Annotated in this window: 11 protein-coding genes; 3 read left to right on the top strand and 8 right to left on the bottom strand. The window is 69.8% G+C overall.

The window, feature by feature from the left end:
- Positions 1–191 precede the first annotated feature (191 nt).
- The 5 genes from ACQ0O7_RS31070 to ACQ0O7_RS31050 all read right to left on the bottom strand — a co-directional run bounded on the left by ACQ0O7_RS31070 (position 192) and on the right by ACQ0O7_RS31050 (position 7,851).
- Complete coding sequence (locus ACQ0O7_RS31070) at positions 192–3,383, bottom strand: ATP-binding protein (RefSeq protein WP_430787221.1); 3,192 nt, start codon at positions 3,381–3,383, stop codon at positions 192–194.
- Positions 3,380–4,012: a hypothetical protein gene (locus ACQ0O7_RS31065; protein ID WP_430787219.1), complete on the bottom strand. Its 633-nt coding sequence runs from the start codon at positions 4,010–4,012 to the stop codon at positions 3,380–3,382. Before ACQ0O7_RS31065 ends, ACQ0O7_RS31070 begins: the two co-directional genes overlap by 4 nt.
- A complete protein-coding gene (locus ACQ0O7_RS31060; protein ID WP_430787217.1) occupies positions 4,005–5,003 on the bottom strand; it encodes an endonuclease domain-containing protein in 999 nt (332 codons plus the stop codon). Before ACQ0O7_RS31060 ends, ACQ0O7_RS31065 begins: the two co-directional genes overlap by 8 nt.
- Positions 5,003–6,751, bottom strand: coding sequence for a hypothetical protein (locus ACQ0O7_RS31055; protein ID WP_430787215.1), 1,749 nt, complete (start codon positions 6,749–6,751; stop codon positions 5,003–5,005). Before ACQ0O7_RS31055 ends, ACQ0O7_RS31060 begins: the two co-directional genes overlap by 1 nt.
- 329 nt (positions 6,752–7,080) lie before the next feature.
- A complete protein-coding gene (locus ACQ0O7_RS31050) occupies positions 7,081–7,851 on the bottom strand; it encodes a GNAT family N-acetyltransferase (RefSeq protein ID WP_430787213.1) in 771 nt (256 codons plus the stop codon).
- 53 nt (positions 7,852–7,904) lie between these two features.
- Between ACQ0O7_RS31050 and ACQ0O7_RS31045 the strand changes: the two genes are divergently transcribed.
- The gene (locus tag ACQ0O7_RS31045; RefSeq protein ID WP_430787211.1) at positions 7,905–8,399 is read left to right on the top strand and encodes a GNAT family N-acetyltransferase; all 495 of its coding nucleotides are present in this window, start codon (positions 7,905–7,907) and stop codon (positions 8,397–8,399) included.
- A 21-nt stretch (positions 8,400–8,420) separates the two neighbouring features.
- Positions 8,421–9,674 (top strand): sensor domain-containing phosphodiesterase, encoded by a 1,254-nt coding sequence (locus ACQ0O7_RS31040; RefSeq protein WP_430787209.1) that lies wholly within the window; start codon positions 8,421–8,423, stop codon positions 9,672–9,674.
- Positions 9,675–9,726: 52 nt separating this feature from the next.
- Here the strand turns inward: ACQ0O7_RS31040 and ACQ0O7_RS31035 are convergent, their stop codons facing one another.
- The 3 genes from ACQ0O7_RS31035 to ACQ0O7_RS31025 are packed head-to-tail and all read right to left on the bottom strand — an operon-like array spanning position 9,727 to position 12,826.
- Positions 9,727–10,395 (bottom strand): GTP pyrophosphokinase, encoded by a 669-nt coding sequence (locus ACQ0O7_RS31035; protein ID WP_430787207.1) that lies wholly within the window; start codon positions 10,393–10,395, stop codon positions 9,727–9,729.
- 23 nt (positions 10,396–10,418) lie between these two features.
- On the bottom strand, positions 10,419–12,215 hold the full coding sequence (locus tag ACQ0O7_RS31030) for a diguanylate cyclase domain-containing protein (protein ID WP_430787205.1): 1,797 nt from the start codon (positions 12,213–12,215) through the stop codon (positions 10,419–10,421).
- Between the two features lie 32 nt (positions 12,216–12,247).
- Complete coding sequence (locus ACQ0O7_RS31025) at positions 12,248–12,826, bottom strand: hypothetical protein (protein WP_430787203.1); 579 nt, start codon at positions 12,824–12,826, stop codon at positions 12,248–12,250.
- A 33-nt stretch (positions 12,827–12,859) separates the two neighbouring features.
- On the opposite strand from ACQ0O7_RS31025, the gene ACQ0O7_RS31020 reads away from it, so the two are divergent.
- Positions 12,860–13,648: a GNAT family N-acetyltransferase gene (locus ACQ0O7_RS31020; protein ID WP_430787201.1), complete on the top strand. Its 789-nt coding sequence runs from the start codon at positions 12,860–12,862 to the stop codon at positions 13,646–13,648.
- Positions 13,649–15,421: the final 1,773 nt, after the last annotated feature.

The raw sequence follows: 15,421 nt of genomic DNA, 5'->3' as shown, positions 1-15,421 counted from the left end.
AGACAACCGCATTAGTTCGCACCGCTTCGTCCCCGCGACGCGATCCCACCACCGGACCGCCCGGCGACCGCCGGGCGGATGCGGCCCACACCGGCCACGTGCCGCCCGGGCGTCACGCCCGCACGTCACGCCCGCGCGCTGGATCCCACGCGACCGCTCGGAATCCGCCGTATGCCGGACCGACATGCAGGTCAGCGAGCTTTGGCCCGGTTCAGCACCTCCTCGGTGGTCAGCGGGCTCTTCGGATGGTGACTCAGGCACAACGGCGTCCGGATCTTCCGGGGCGCCTCACCCTCGGCCGCCACGTAGAACTCGCCCGACCGCAGCCGGGACACGTCCGGCACGTCGCCGCCCTTCGCCTTCGCCATCTCCCGGGCGGCCTCGATCTGGATCGGGCTGTTCAGGAGGCCGTAGAACTGGGTGGCCGCGTTGCCGGGGATCCGGTTGTGCAGACCCTTCGGCGACTGGGTGGCGAACACCAGGCCCAGACCGTACTTGCGGGCCTGGGACGCCAGCGCCAGCGTGCTCTGCGTGCAGGCGGTCATCGCCCCGGACGGGGCGAGCGTCTGCGCCTCGTCCATCACGAACAGCCCCAGCAGCGGGCGATCCCCGGCCGGATGCCGTTTGATGTGCGCGAACAGCGCCATCTCCAACTGGTTGACGAAACTCTGCCGCATGTCGTCGGACGGCAACCCGACCATGCTGATCACCGAGATCCGGGCACGTTTCCCCGCCGCCGGCGTCAACAGCACCGCCGGGTCCAGAGGTGTGCTGTCCCCGCCGAACATCGGATCGTTGTCGATCGACGCGGTCAGCGTCTGCGCCAGCCCACCAGCGATCTTGTCGGCGCCCTCCAGTTCGCTGACCCCGTCCGGCAGATCGGCGAGTGTGGCGATCAGCCCTTGCAGGGTCCCACCACCACGCCTGCCGTAGTGGTGCACGGCCCGCCGCAGCACCGCCCGCCCCAGGTGCGCCTTGGCCGCCCGGCTGTCCAGTTGCGCCCGCGGAATCAGCGCGGCCACCGCCGAGTCCACCGCCTCGTTGAACTCGTCCGGATCGTCGAGCACACTGCGGAAGTCCGGCAGAGGCTGGAAACTGAGCGGCCGCCCGGTCTCCCGCCGCGGAGTCCACACCATCACCTCGGTCCCGTCGATGTAGGCGGCGGCCTTCTCGGCGTCCCCGTCCCCCCACGCCGCCGGCGGCGAGGGCCACGAATCCCCGAGCCGGGCCAGATCGTTGTTGGGATCCAGGACGATCGCGGACACCCCTTGAAGCGCACACTCCTCAACCAGGCGCCGAATCAGCACGGTCTTGCCCGACCCCGACCCGGCGAAGATCGTGACATGCTTCCGCAGCGATTCGAGCGCCAGCCGAACCGGTTCCCCACCACCGTGGTCATGCCCCACCGTCAACATCGGCACCCCCGGCTCCGCGACGACGGCAGCGGTGACGTCGGCAGCGGTGACATCGGAGGCGGTGGCATCGGAATCGGCGGCGGCATCGGTGGCCCCCGGCGGCTCGGCTGCCCCGGCGGCGGGCACCTCATCCGCTGAGGCGAGCGCCTTGCGGAAGATCTCCAAACCGTGCGCCGGTCTCCGTAGCACCAGCCAGGCGGGCAGGTCGGCCGAGCCCTCATCGAGAAGAACCCGAAGAGCTGAGAGAACCCGGAGATCCGACTCCACCAGCGGTAGCGTGGCCACGTTGTGGCCGGCCAGCTCTTCGATGCGCTTTCTCGTCCCCGCGCCGGTCCAGGCGCCGTTGCGCAGGAAGAAGAGCTTTCGCTTGGGCACCCCGTGCTCGACACTCGCCGCGGTGACCGCACGGTTGATCCGGCTCAGCGGTGCCCGGGTGCGATGCCCGGTGCTGATCGCCCGGAACGACCAGTGCGCCTGGTCCTCGGTGGCCGGATCGATGGTCTCGCGGAGGCGGGCGTGCAGCGCGGGGCTGGCACTGGGCAGCCCGTCCTGGCTGAACTTCTCGTCGGCGACGCCCCGTTCGATGATCCAGGCCGTCAGACCGGCCGAGATCAGCCCGGGTATCCGCCTGTCCTCCTCGGTGGAGGACAGCGGCGTCAGGACGTCCGCCTCGTCGCGCAGTTCACTGAAACGGAGGTCCAGCTTCTCGCGGAGATCCTCGTTGATGTCCGTCGGAACCAGTGGTGCCGGGTTCGCCGGGTCGCGCACCTCACCGAGGCTGGTCAGCTCACGCACCTCACCGGTGGCCAGGCACTCCCGAATGTGGCGGTCGATCTCGATGAGCAACTGCCGGGGGGTGAACTTGGCGGCCCCGGCGAACGCCTCGGGCCGCACCGGCCACGACAGATAGGGCGGCACGAACGGCATCTGCGCGAAGTTGTAGCCGAAACGCTTCTCGACGAGAGTCTGTGCCAGGGCCGGGCTCCGGATGGTCAGCATCTCGTCGGCCACCCGGAAACGATCGCCCACCGTGACGGTCGCCCGCTCCCTGATCAGCTCCCAGGACGGTGGGATGCACGCCACCAGGTTCAGCGTCCGGCGGGTGGTCTCGCGCAAGGACATCAGCCCGTGCGCGACCTTCTCGACCATCAGCAGGTGGGACCACTCGTCGGCGTCCACCGCCCCGGACCTGCCGCCCGCGTGCGTCGCCATCCCCAGCTGGGAGATCAGCGTGTCGATCTGGTCGACGGCGATCACCGACGGCCCGGTGACCGCGAGCAGCCGGGACAGCTCACGGACGATCTGCTGGGAGTCACGTTCGGTGTTCCGCATCCGCCAGGGAGCCCGCTCGCCCGGCACCACCTCGGGCTCGGAGGCCAGGTAGCTCTCGCCGATGTCGCGATGCTCGATGTGGTCCGAGGCGGACAGGGCCAGCGCCCGGAAGGTGCCGTCACACTCTCGTGCCACCTGCCGGTTGTGGGCGCTGAGACCGATGGTGAACGCGTCCAGAGCCTCCGGGGTCAGCCTGGTCTCGCCCATCACCGCCCGGCGCGCCGCCCGGGGGGCGCCGACCACCGCGGACAACCGCCGCAGGAACAACCGCAACTGGGTGTCACTGCCAGGCACCACCCGGAACAGCCCGTCCATCATCGACACCAGGACGCTGTCCCAGAACTTCTTCGCGTCGAAGAGGCTGACCAGGAAGAAATAACCGCCCTGGTCCTGCACCTGCTGCCGGGCCCAGCCGAGCAGATGGGTCTTGCCCGAACCGGCGCGACCCTTCAGCACCAGCCCGAGAGGACTCGGGCCGCTGCTCGCTCCCGCATCGGCCAGGCCCGCGAGCACGTCCCGGACGACGCCCTGATGCATGCCGTCGACGTGGTACTGAGACGGATTCCAGACGTCGTCGGGCACCTGGGCCCAGTCGAAGCGGAGAGTCGCCAGCGCGTTGCGCTCCTCTTCGTTCATCGCGTACCGATGGAGATCAGATGCGTGTCCTGCCCACCGACGCGCACCGCGTCACGCCGGTCCTCGGCGGTGAGGGTCTTCTGATTCGCCTCAGGCATCATCTCCACGTCCTCCGCCTGGCCCAGCAGCCGGAACACCTCGTCCAGCGCCTCACCGGGCACGTCACCCAGTTTCTGGCGGACAGCGGTGTGCTTCACCCAGCCGCCCGGCTCCGGAGCCAACGAGTGATAGACCTGCCGGACCCGTGTCTCGAGATCGTCGTCGGGCGCCGAAGGGGCCCCGGCAGCCAGGGTGAACATCTCGCCGAAGCTGCGGTAGGAGTCTTTGACCAGCACCCGTTCCCGGAGTATGCGATGCAGGGTGCTCAACGCCGCGCCGATCGCCTTGCCGCCGCCGTTGAAGTTCAGGTCCTCGTGGACGCGCACCCAGCCCCTCTCGTCCAGCACATGAACGAAGGAGCGTCCGGCCTTCACGGTCCTGATGTAGCCGAGCGTGTTCAGCTTCGTCCGGCTCTGCCCGGTCAACGTGATGCCGTGACGCTCGTTCAGTTCCGGGTTGGACACCTCCCGGGCCTCGCACATGAGAATGATGAGAATCGCGCTCTCTTGCGGGGTGAGGTTGTCAGCCACCCTGCTGTCCTTTCGATATGTCGTGCCTTCGGGCACGAATCAGGTGTTCGATCTGAGCCGCCACGGCCTGAGCGTCGTGCCGTACCCGGGCGTTGGTGAACCGGAGGACCGCGAAGCCGTCCAGCTGCAGCTGGACGTCGCGCACCCGGTCGGCGTCGTACTGTTCCGGCCGGCAGTGTTCGGGGCCGTCCAGTTCGACCATCACGCGTTCGGCCGGCCACTGCAGGTCGGGCCGGATCGGGTTGCGGGAGGGCGCCGGCTGGTAGGTGCCGTTCCAGATCCGCCCGTGCGCCCACGCCTGCCGCGCCAGCACCGCCTCCAGCAGTGTTTCGACGGCGCTGCGCGGATGCGGCGCCCCGATCGGCATGGTCACGGGCACGGCGGGCGGCCGTCCGGGGCCGGTGACCCGGCTCCCCCATCGGCGCGGGCCGGTGATTCCGACATCCTGCCGGTCGGGGCCGGTGATCCAGACGCCCAGCCGGCCGTGGTGGGCGAGCCATCCGGAACCGGCCCGGACGATGTCCGAGACAGCGCCGGCGAGCGGGATGACCAGCAGCAGGCGTTCGCGGCGGAAGGCGGTCGCGAGCACCCGGGCCAGCCCGGCGACGCGGCTCTCCGGCCGCAATGGCCGGTCTGTCCGGGACGGCCGGCCGGTCAGGGAGCGTTCGGCCAGGTCGGCGAGGAAGGTGCTGGACTGGCCGGTGGCCCGGGCCCGCTCGATCGCCACCGCCCGGATCGCGGCCAGGGTGGCGCCGCGCGGCCCGTCGAAGCCGTCGGCCTGGGGCAGCCAGCCGGGCATCAGGCGCCGGGCGAGGGTGTCCAGGAATTCGATCACCCCGGCCACGAAGGACGCCACCGTCCGGGAGTCCGGTGGCGACACCACGACCGGGGCGGGTAGCGCCGGATCGTGGGCGGCCGCCTCGGCGACGTCTCCGGCGGACAGCTCCGGGAGACGCACCATCCGGTCGACGGGAACGTCGTGCAGCGGCATCAGGTCCCCTGGCGCTGGTAGGGGTGGCCGTCCGCGTTGAGGCCGTGGGCGCGGAGCCGGTCCACCTGGGCCGGGTCGTCCTCCTCCGCGTTGAGCAGGGCGACGAGGCGTTCGGCGGCCTGGAACGTCCCGGCGTCGACCTCGCGCCGGAGTTCGTCGGCCTTGCGCAGGTCGAACAGCAGCGTGGTGAGCTGGCGGGCCGCGTCCTCGTCGCCACCGGCGATCTGCCGGCGCAGGTCGGATATCTGGGCCTGGACGGCGGCGCCGTCGGTGGCGGTGCCGGACGCGAGTAGCTTCTCCAGCCGGTCGGCGGCGGCCCGGTCACCGGCGCGGGCCCGTCTGCGCAGCTGTGCCTCCCGGCCGTGGGTGGCGAGCAGTTCGGCCAGGGCGTCGGCGGCGGGTTGCCGGCCGAGGTCGGCGCGGTCCCGGAGTTCGGCGACGGCGCCCCGGTCGGCGAGGAGTTCGGCGAGGTCCTCCTCGGACAGGCGGCTGCCATTGTCGGCGCGGGTCCGGAGCCGGTCGGCTTCTCCGCAGTCGGCGAACAGTTCGGCCAGGTAGCGGGCGGCGCGGCGGTCGCCGGCCACCGAGGCCGCCCGCAACTGGGCGATTCGGGGCGCCAGCGCGGCGATGTCCTCCAGCAGCGCGACGGCGGAGGCGTCCTCCGGGACGGCCTCGATGTGCTCGCGCAGCAGTATGACGGCGTCCCGGTCGCGTCCGCTGCGGAATAGCAGGTCGGCGAGTTCGGCGGCGCCCTCCCGATAGCCGTTGTACAGCTGCCGCAGCGCGTGCTCCTCGTGGCAGTAGCGCATCCGGGCGTTCGCCGCGGAGGCGAGCCGGCGCAGGTCGTCCGGGTTGTCGGCGGTGATGATCAGCGCGTTCCAGGCGCTCTCCGGCGGGCATCGGTCCCGCCGGATGTGCTGCGCCACGTAGTCGGCCACCACGTGACCGGTGTGATGCCCGGCGCCGCCCTCGTCGGCCGGGGCCAGCGCGGAAACGCCACCTCGGACCTCCTCCTCGCCGAATGCCAGGGCCTCGTCCAGCCACCAGGAGGGCCGGTTGACCCGCTGCGGCGGGGTCAGATAACCGCCTACCGCCATCTCGAAGCAGTCGCGGGGGATCGGGGTCCGAATGCCGAGCCGCCGGGCGTCGGCCGCGAAGTTGATCGCGGCCCGGGCGTAGGGCGGTGCGAGCTGCCACCGTTCGAGCAGGTCGGGTCCGGCGGCCAGCGCCTGCGTGAGGCCGACGTCCTCGACGTCCAGTGCGAGGCGGATCCGGCTGTCGATCTTCGCGACCCGGCGGGCCGTGTCCTTCTCGTCGGCCGACAACTCGTCCGGGACCACGATCCGGACGGCCAGGTCGAGGAGCCGTCGGTTGCTCCGGAGGTCGGCCGGGGCGCGGGACGGCTTCCAGGTGGTGAAATCGGTGGGCCACATGGTGGCGACGACGATCGCGGGGGAGGGGAGGAGCCGGAGCACGTCCTCCCGGGTCAGCGGCGGATCGGCGTCGACGAACCGTTCGAACTCGTCGAGCCAGACGATGATCCGCTGCCGGGGTCCGCGGGACAGGGCGATGATCTCGCTGGTTCCGGCCGGCTGAATGATCGGCCAGTTCGGTACGACGTGATGAACCGCCTCATAAAGCGATCTTGTCTTACCCGTCGACGACTGTCCGGCCAGGACGACGAAGCAGCCCCGCTCGGTTCCGGCGGAAAGGCGTTCACGAAGGTTGTCGTCTATGTCGCGATTCACATATTCGGGCAGTTCGCCGGTACTGTCGTCAGTGGTGATCGCCGGGTGGATGCCCAGGTGGTGGGGCGGTATCTCGTCGAAGCGGGGAAGCTGAGCAGTCGCAAGATCGGATGTCAGGGCGACCGGCCTCCCTCGCGAACGGCGTGTAGGCCGCCCGGCGTGCGGGCGGCCGAATAATTCGCGAACAGCCTACGAACCACTCCTCCGGAAATCCATACCCAAGTCCGTTCGTGCGAATGCCGGAATAGCTCGTCCGAATGGTCGACCGGATTCATCCGGACGGCTTTTCCGGCAGCTCAAGGGTCGAATTCGAAGGGCCGGAGATCAATTCACTTGAGGTACGGCGTGGTGGTGCTCAGCGCGGCGAAGCCGAGCCTCTCCAGGATCGGGCGGCTCTGGTCGGTGGCGTCCACCTGGAGATAGCGGTAGCCCAGGCCGGCCGCGATCCGGGCACGCTCGGCCACCAGCGCCCGGTAGATGCCCCGGCCCCGCCACTCCGGTGCGGTCCCGCCGCCCCACAGGCCGGCGAAGTCGGTGCCCGGGTAGACGTCCATCCGTGCCCCGGACACCGGCTCGTCGCCGGCCATCACCACGAACGGATAGGTGTTGTCCGGGTCTTCGGCCAGTTGCTTCATGACCCGGTGCCGCAGCCAGTCGGCGTTCTCCCCGAACGCGCGCTCACTGGCCCGCGCCATCAGTTCCACCCCGGCGGCGTCGGTGACCCTCTCCACCCGTACCCCGATCGGTAGATCCGACGACAACCGCAGGTCGGCGACGGCCGCGACCATCAGCGTCTCCGGTTCCTCGGCGGTGAACCCGGCGGCCAGGAGCCGGGCGGGCAGGTCGGCGGGCCGGTCGTAGGAGTAGTGCTTCCACTCGAACTCGACCCCGAGCCCGCCGAAGAACCGCACCTGGGCGGCGATCGCCGCGTCCGCGGTGTCCTCGTCCAGATCCGACCAGACCACCGCGTTCCAGTCCTTCTCGCCGCCGACATGCCGGAGCACACCACCGTCGCGTTCCATCCGGGTGGCCGGGGTGTCGGTCTGGGAGTCTCGTCGCATCTGCCGGTCGAACAGGGCCAGCACCTCATCGTGTTTCACGTCCGCAGCCCAGCACCCGCGACGCCCGGAGGCAACGCATTATCGTGTCCGGGATGGGAGAGCCTGTGCTTGTTCTGCGGCCGGTGACCGGGGCCGACGACGACTGGCTGTTCGAGCAGTCGCGGGATCCCGACGCGGTGTGGATGGCCGCGTTCACCAGGCCGGATCCGGACGACCGGGTGGCTTTCGACGCGCACCGGGCCCGGATCCGCGCCCGGCCGGACGTGATCGAGCGGGCGATCGTGGTGGACGGCGTGCCGGCCGGCAGCATCGCGAGCTTCGTCATCGAGGGCGAGACCGAGATCACCTACTGGCTGGACCGGGCCTTCTGGGGCCGCGGCGTCGCCACCGGGGCCCTGGCGCTCTTCCTCGCCGAGGTCCCGCAGCGACCGCTCTTCGCCCGTGCGGCCAGCGACAACACCGCCTCGCTGCGGGTGTTGCAGAAGGCCAACTTCAAGATCATTAACACCGCGATCGGGTACGCCGAAGCCCGCTCCACCGACATCGAGGAGACGATCCTGCGACTGGATCCACTCACCTCGGCCTGACCGCGGCCGATCCTGACCCTCGTGCCAGACATCCACGACCTCCTGGACCGGCGGGCCGTCACCACCGTCTTCCAGCCGCTGATCGACATCGCCAGCGACCGGCTGGTCGGCTACGAGGCGCTGAGCCGCGGCCCGGCCGGCAGCCCGTGGGAGTCGCCGGTGGCGCTGTTCGCCGCGGCCCGCGCCGCCGGACGGCACGCCGAACTCGACTGGATCTGCCGGGCCGCCGCCTACCGGGCCGCCCTCGACGCCGGCCTGGACCGGCGGCTCACCCTGTTCGTCAACATGGAGCCGACCGCCTGGCGGGTGCCCTGCCCGGCCGACCTGCGCCCGGTCGTGGAGCAGGCCCGGCAGCGGCTGCGGGTGGTCACCGAGATGACCGAACGGGCCCTGGCCGACGACCCGGCAGCCGTGCTGTCGGCGGCCGTGGCCTGCCGGGACGCCGGCTGGGGGGTGGCCCTGGACGACGTCGGCGCGGATCCGATGTCGCTGGCGCTGATGCCGTTCATCCACCCGGACGTGGTGAAACTCGACATGGGCCTGCTGCGCGCCCCGGACGACCCGCACACCGCCCGGGTGGTGGCGGCGGTCTACGCCTACGCCGAGTCGACCGGCGCCACCGTGCTCGCCGAGGGCATCGAGACGGCCGCGCACCTGAACACCGCCCGGACCATGGGCGCCACCGTCGGGCAGGGCTGGCACCACGGCCGCCCGGCCCCGCTGCCCCGGCAGGCCACCCCGGTCACCGGGCTGTCCCTGCTGCCGGCGCCGGTCCGCGACGACCGGACCCCGTTCGAGATCGTCAGTGCGGTGCGGCCGGTCACGCGTACCACCAAATCGCGTCTCATGCCGATGAGCCGCCACCTGGAGGCCCTCGCCGGGGACGGGCCGGAGCCGCCCGTCCTGCTGGCCTGTTTTCAGCACGCCCGGCACTTCACCGCGGCGACGGCGGCCCGGTTCAGCCGGGTCGCCGGGTACAGCCCGCTGGTCGCCGCCCTCGGCGCCGGCCTGGACGACGAGCCGGCCGCCGGGGTACGCGGCGCCTGCCTGAACGGCGACCGGCTCGACGGGGAGTGGAACGTGATCGTTCTCGGACCGCACCGCGCGGCCGCGCTGGTCGCCCGCGACCTCGGCGATCACGGCCAGGACTCCGAGCGCGGCTTCGAGTTCGCCATCACCCACGACCGGGCCCTGGTGGTCCGGGCGGCCCGCACCCTGCTGCGGCACATCGCCCCGGTCCGCACCCCGGACCTGTCCGCCCTGCTCGCCGTCTAGGTTCGTGTGGTGATCTGTGGCCCGGATCGGGCCACAGATCACCACACGAACGTCAGCGGCGCGGGCCGTGGATCTCCCGGTGCAGGCGCTCCATCCGCAGGTCGAGGCGGGCGGCGTCCTCGGCGGCGGCGGTCAGCTCGTCGCGCAGCCGGGGCGGCACCACGTCCGGATCGTGCTTGTAATAGATCTTGTGTTCCAGGCTGGCCCAGAAATCCATCGCCACCGTGCGCAGTTGCACCTCCACCGGCACCGCCACCACCCGGTCGGACATGAACACCGGGATCTCCACGATCAGGTGCAGGCTGCGGTAGCCGTTGGACTTCGGCTTGGCGATGTAGTCCTTCGTCACCACCAGGTTGACATCCGGCTGGCGGGTCAGCATGTTCGCCACCGTGTAGACGTCGGAGACGAAACTGCACACGATCCGGATGCCGGCGATGTCCTTGATCCGGGCGCGCAGATCGTCGAAGTGCAGCGGGCAGTTCAGCCGGTGGGCCTTCGCGGTGATGCTGGCCGGGGTCTTCAGCCGTGGACTGATGTGCTCGATCGGGTTGCCGGAACCGCGATGGGTGAGCTCCTCGGCCAGGATGTTGATCTTGGTATTCATCTCAGCCAGGCCGAACTTGTAGACCATCAGGAAGTGGTTGAGATCGGCATACTGCTCGTGCCAGGCCTCGGGGTGGCCCCGGCGGGCGATCTGGCCGGGCTGGTCGGTCGTCACTTCACGTTCTCCACGGGGATCCGTCATCGTCGTCGCGTCGCCGACTTCGCCTGGTACATGGCGGCGTCGGCCTCGCGCAGCAGCAGGTCGGGATCCGAGCAGCCGTCCCCGGAGACCGCCGACCCGATGCTCAGCCCCACCTCGACCCGCTGCCCGTCGATCAGGTAAGGCTCGGTCACCGATGCCCGGATCGAGGCGCGGACCGCCTCGTCCCCACCCGGCCCGGACACGTCGTCGATCAGCACGACGAACTCGTCCCCACCCAGCCGGGCCACCGTATCGGTGCGCCGCAACTGCTGTGTCAACCGCCTGGCCACCTGGACCAGCAGCTGGTCACCGGCGGCGTGCCCGAGCGAGTCGTTCACCGCCTTGAACCCGTCGAGATCAAGAAGCAGCACAGCAAAACGGTAGCCGGGCTCCCGGGCCGCCCGGAGCCCGGCCTGCGCCAGCCGGTCCTCCAGCAGCAGCCGGTTCGGCAGCCCGGTCAGGTGATCACGCATCGCGGCGTTACGCAGCCGCTCCTCCATCACCCGGTAGTCCAGGGCCTTGGCCAGCAGCGAACCCGAATGGTTCATCATCTCCCGGCCCGGCGGGGTGGTCGACTGGATCCGGCCGACCGCCGCCAGCATCCCCCAGTCGGTCAGCCGGCTGCGCACCGGCACCACGAACACGATGTCGCCGTCCGCCCCGTCCGCCAGCTCGAACAACTCGGCGGGCGGAAATTCATCCACCGGGAGTACGCGCCCCGGGGTGCCCGCCGCGAACCGGTACGCCCCGGTCAACTCCAGCCGGTCCGGTTCCGGCCGGCTCCACAGGCCGAAACTGCCGGCCAGCGCGGTGGTCCGGTCCAGCCAGTCCAGATGCCCCGGATCCGCGCCCTGCCCGGCCAGCAGCGCCACGCCCAGCTCGTACTGGATGTTCAAGGTGTCCTGAAGGTATCTGACCTGCCGGAACAGATCCCGGGTGTGGAACTCGGACACCGGCAGACCATCCGACGGGCAACCACACGACTCCCTCGGCTCGAACACCGTCGGCACCTCCCGCTTGCGCGGCGACACACCCATCAGCGCGTGCACCGCGGTGCCCAGCGCGTCCAGCGGCTGCCGCACACTCGACAGGGCCGGCCGCAGGTACGCCGCGTCGGCGATATCGTCGAACCCCACCACCGCCAGCTCACGCGGCAGATCGAACCCGGCCGAGGTCAGCCGCCCGATCAGGCCGATCGCGTTCCGGTCGGTGCCCAGCACGATCGCCGTCACCGGCATGCCCGCCCGGATCAGCGCGTCGGCGACCTGCTCACCGCCGCTCTCATGATTGTCCCCGGTGTCGAACACCATCGGCGACAGGCCGTGCTCGGCCATCCCGGCGCAGTAGCCGGCCAACCGCTCCCGCAGGTCGAAAACGGACATGAAGCCGCCGAACGCGATCCGCTCATGACCGTGTTCGATCAGGTGGACGGTGGCGTCGCGTACGCCGCTGCGGTTGTCGGCCATCACCACCGACATGCCCGGACCGGCCTGCTCCTCGGCGACCAGCACCACCGGCAGCCCGGCCCGCAGGGCGGCCGCCGGATAGGCCTGCGACACCGCGCCCGGCAGCACCGCCAGACCGTCCAGATGACGCCAGGCCACCGGCCGGTGAAACTCGGGCAGCCCGCTGCGGTCCGCGCTGTGCGCCCCCGGATCCAGCGTCTGGACCGCCATCACCCGGTCACCGGCGGCGACCGCGGCGGCATTGATCCCCTCGATGATCGCGCCGTAGTAGTCCCCACCGACGAACGGCGACAGGATCCCGAACGTGCGCCCACTCACACGCTCCATGATCTCTCAGAGTGCGGCGTCGACGCTGGTCATCACCGCAGTCCGACAGCCTCCAGCATCGACCGGACCACCGCGCCGGCCGGCCGCAGGACCTCGTCACGCACCCGCCGGCCCATCCAGGCCAGCACCCGGAACACCGGCCCGAACGTCCACCGCCAGACGAACCGCAGCGCGATCCCCACCGGCCGCAGCACGAAACGGTACACCTGCCGGAACACCCAGGAACTGCCCTCCCAGCCCAGCTTCAGGAACCAGAACAGCGCCCGTCCCACCGGGGCCAGCACCCAGGTCCAGGTCGGCAGGAGAACCCACGTCCACACCCAGCGGGCCACCGGGACCAGGGCTTTCTCCCACAACCACATCAGTGGTACGCCCACCAGCAGCACCGGCACCATCAGAATCCAGGCCAGCACCTTCACCAGCGCCCGCCCCACCCAGGCCAGTGGAGGCCGCAGCACCCGCTCCCACAGCCAGGTGCACGGGATCACCACCACGTGCTCCCACAGCCAGCCCAGCACCCGGAACGGCAGCACCACCACGACGGCGATCGCCCGCACCGGCCACAGCAGCCAGGCGGGCAGGTCATCGGGGGACTGGTCGGCTCTCGGCATCGGCACAAGGTAGCCGACGCGTACCATCCGCCAGTGACCCGAGCAGCCGAGATCGAACAACACGCCGCCGCCGCGTGGCCGGCGACACACAGTTCCCGCTCCGGCGGCTGGCTGCTGCGGCACACCCCCGGCGTCGGGAAGCGCCGCAACAACTCGGCCCTGCCGTACCCCGGCCCGGTCGTCACCCGGGAAACCGTCTCTGCCCCGGCGGCCGGCTCTGCTCTGGGGGCCGTCTCTCCTCCGGCGACCGGCTCTGCTCTGGAAGCAGTCGAATCGTACTATTCTTCGCACGGTCTACCGGTCATCATCCAGATCAGCCCCGCCGAACAGCACGCCGAACTGGATGCCGCGCTGGCCGCCCAGGGTTACACCCATGACGCCCCCACACTGGTGATGACAGCCCCCGTCGTCGAGGTTGCCGGGGATGCGCCGCCGGTCGCGATCGACTCCCGGCTCACCCCGGAGTGGCGGAAGGCGTACGGCAACGACGCGGTGAGCACCCACATCCTGGACCGGATCACCCGCCCCACCGGCTTCGCCTCGGTGACGGTGAACGGCGAGATAGCCGCCCTGGGCCTGTTCGTGGCCGGCGACACCCTGTCCGGAATCTTCTGCATGGCGACCGCCACACCACACCGCCGCCGGGGCCATGCCGCCGCAATCCTGCGGGCGGGCGCGGCCTGGTCCGCCGAACAGGGCGCCGACCTGCTCTATCTCCAGGTGGAGAAGGACAACACCCCAGCCCGCCACCTGTACGAGAGAGTCGGCTTCACCACATCCCACTCCTACCACTACCGCGTGCACCCACATCCCACCGCCTAGCATCACCCCCCCGGCCTCCGCCTCCCTTCCCACGCGCGCGCCCTCTACGGCGTTCGCATCCCTTTCCGCGTCCGGGCCCGCTCGGCGTTGGCATCCCTTTCCGCGTCCGGGCCCGCTCGGCGTTGGCATGCCTTTCCGCGTCCGGGCCCCCTTGTATCCGCATCCCCTCCCACACCCGCGCCCCTCCCACGTCCGCTCCCTCCAGCACCCGCGCCCCTTCCGCACCCGCTTTTGCCCGCTTGCTCCCGCGTTTGCTCCCGCCGACTCGCGCGCACTGCAGCGTTCGAAGCGCACGCGGCCCAGCACAAGCATCCAAGATCGCCCAAAAACCTTCCCAAGACAGAACGTTCGTTCCGCCCGTCGGTGCCTTCGCCGCGGACCGTTAGTGCCGCTGGCACCTCCTTCGAGACAGAACGTTCGTTCCGTTCGGCCGCGCTCCCCGAGGTGGAACATGCGTTCCTGCTCAGCGGCGCCCGAGACAGAACGTTCGTTCCATTCGGCCGCGCTCCCCGAGAGAGAACGTGCGTTCCCGCTCAGCAGCACCCGAGACAGAACGTTCGTTCTTCCGGGTGGCGGCCCGCAAGGCGGATCGTTCGTTCGGCGCGAGCGCCCTTTGGGGCAGAGGCGTTCGTTCCAGCCGGTGACACCTTGCAAGACAGAACGTTCGTTCCACTGTCCATGTCGAGGGCAGTCCGATGCGGAGCCGTCATGACCTTATTGCCACGTGACTCCTTATTTGTTTCATCTTCGGCAAAATAATTGCTTTGCACCCATTTTTGGTACGCCAATCGGCTCCGCGCAAATCGGGTAGCTCTGCCTCGTCCGCGCGGTGTTTGCGTCATTCCGGACCGATCGGCGACCGCCGGGCCGAATGCGATGGTCGCTGCTCCGGCTAACCGTTCGATCTTGGTGGATTCACCGACATATTCGAGGCATGATGCGGCTTTCGAGGTTACATTCTGGTCATTTACCGTGGCGTTTAGCAGCGCGGAGGGGATCTTGGTCGATTTAACACCNTACATTCTGGTCATTTACCGTGGCGTTTAGCAGCGCGGAGGGGATCTTGGTCGATTTACCACCGGAATCGGTGGTAAATCGACCAAGATCTGTCTTGGTGGGACGATTGAGTGGCGAAATGTCCGTGATGGTCCAGTAGTTCAAAGCTCGTTCGGCAACTGACAAGTGAGGCACCGTCCTGGCGGCCTGGTGCCGTGTCGCCTGAGCGGGGTTCGACTGACCGAGGTGCCCGCTCGCCCGCTCGCCCGCTCGCTCGCTTGGCCGTCCGCTCGCTCGGCCGTCCGCCCGCTTGGCCGCTTGTTTGTTCGCTCGCGCGGGGGCTGTCCGAGGTGAGTGCCTACCGTGGGGCCATTGCCGGGGCCTGAGTTGGGTGTTCGCCCTTTCGGGTGTCGCAATTCTTCTGATGAGCCGTGTTATGGCGGCTGCCATCGCATTCGGCCCGGCGGTCGCCGGGCGGTCTGGAGTGGTGCGGACCTTGCGGGGACGAAGCGGGACTACCCGATTTCTGTGGAGCCGATTGGCGTACCATAAATGATTTCAATGGTTTTCGGGAATGTTCTCGGAACGGCATTCGCAAGCTGGGAGATCGGGTTCGGGGGTGTCGGGGAAGGGCTCGCCGGTGGCTTTCCGGTAAGCCTCGTGAAACTCCTCCGGTGACATCAGTACCCACGGCCGTTTCATGATCGATAGTGGCGGTGAGTGACGGTGCCTGCGTTGGCGTGTCGGATATGGACGAAGCTCCGTTGAGTCCAGGTC

Origin of the sequence: Actinoplanes sp. G11-F43, assembly GCF_050589265.1 — a bacterium.
Classification (GTDB): Bacteria; Actinomycetota; Actinomycetes; order Mycobacteriales; family Micromonosporaceae; genus Actinoplanes.
Note: the sequence above shows the minus strand (reverse complement) of the source record. Positions and strands in the feature narration are given on the sequence as shown.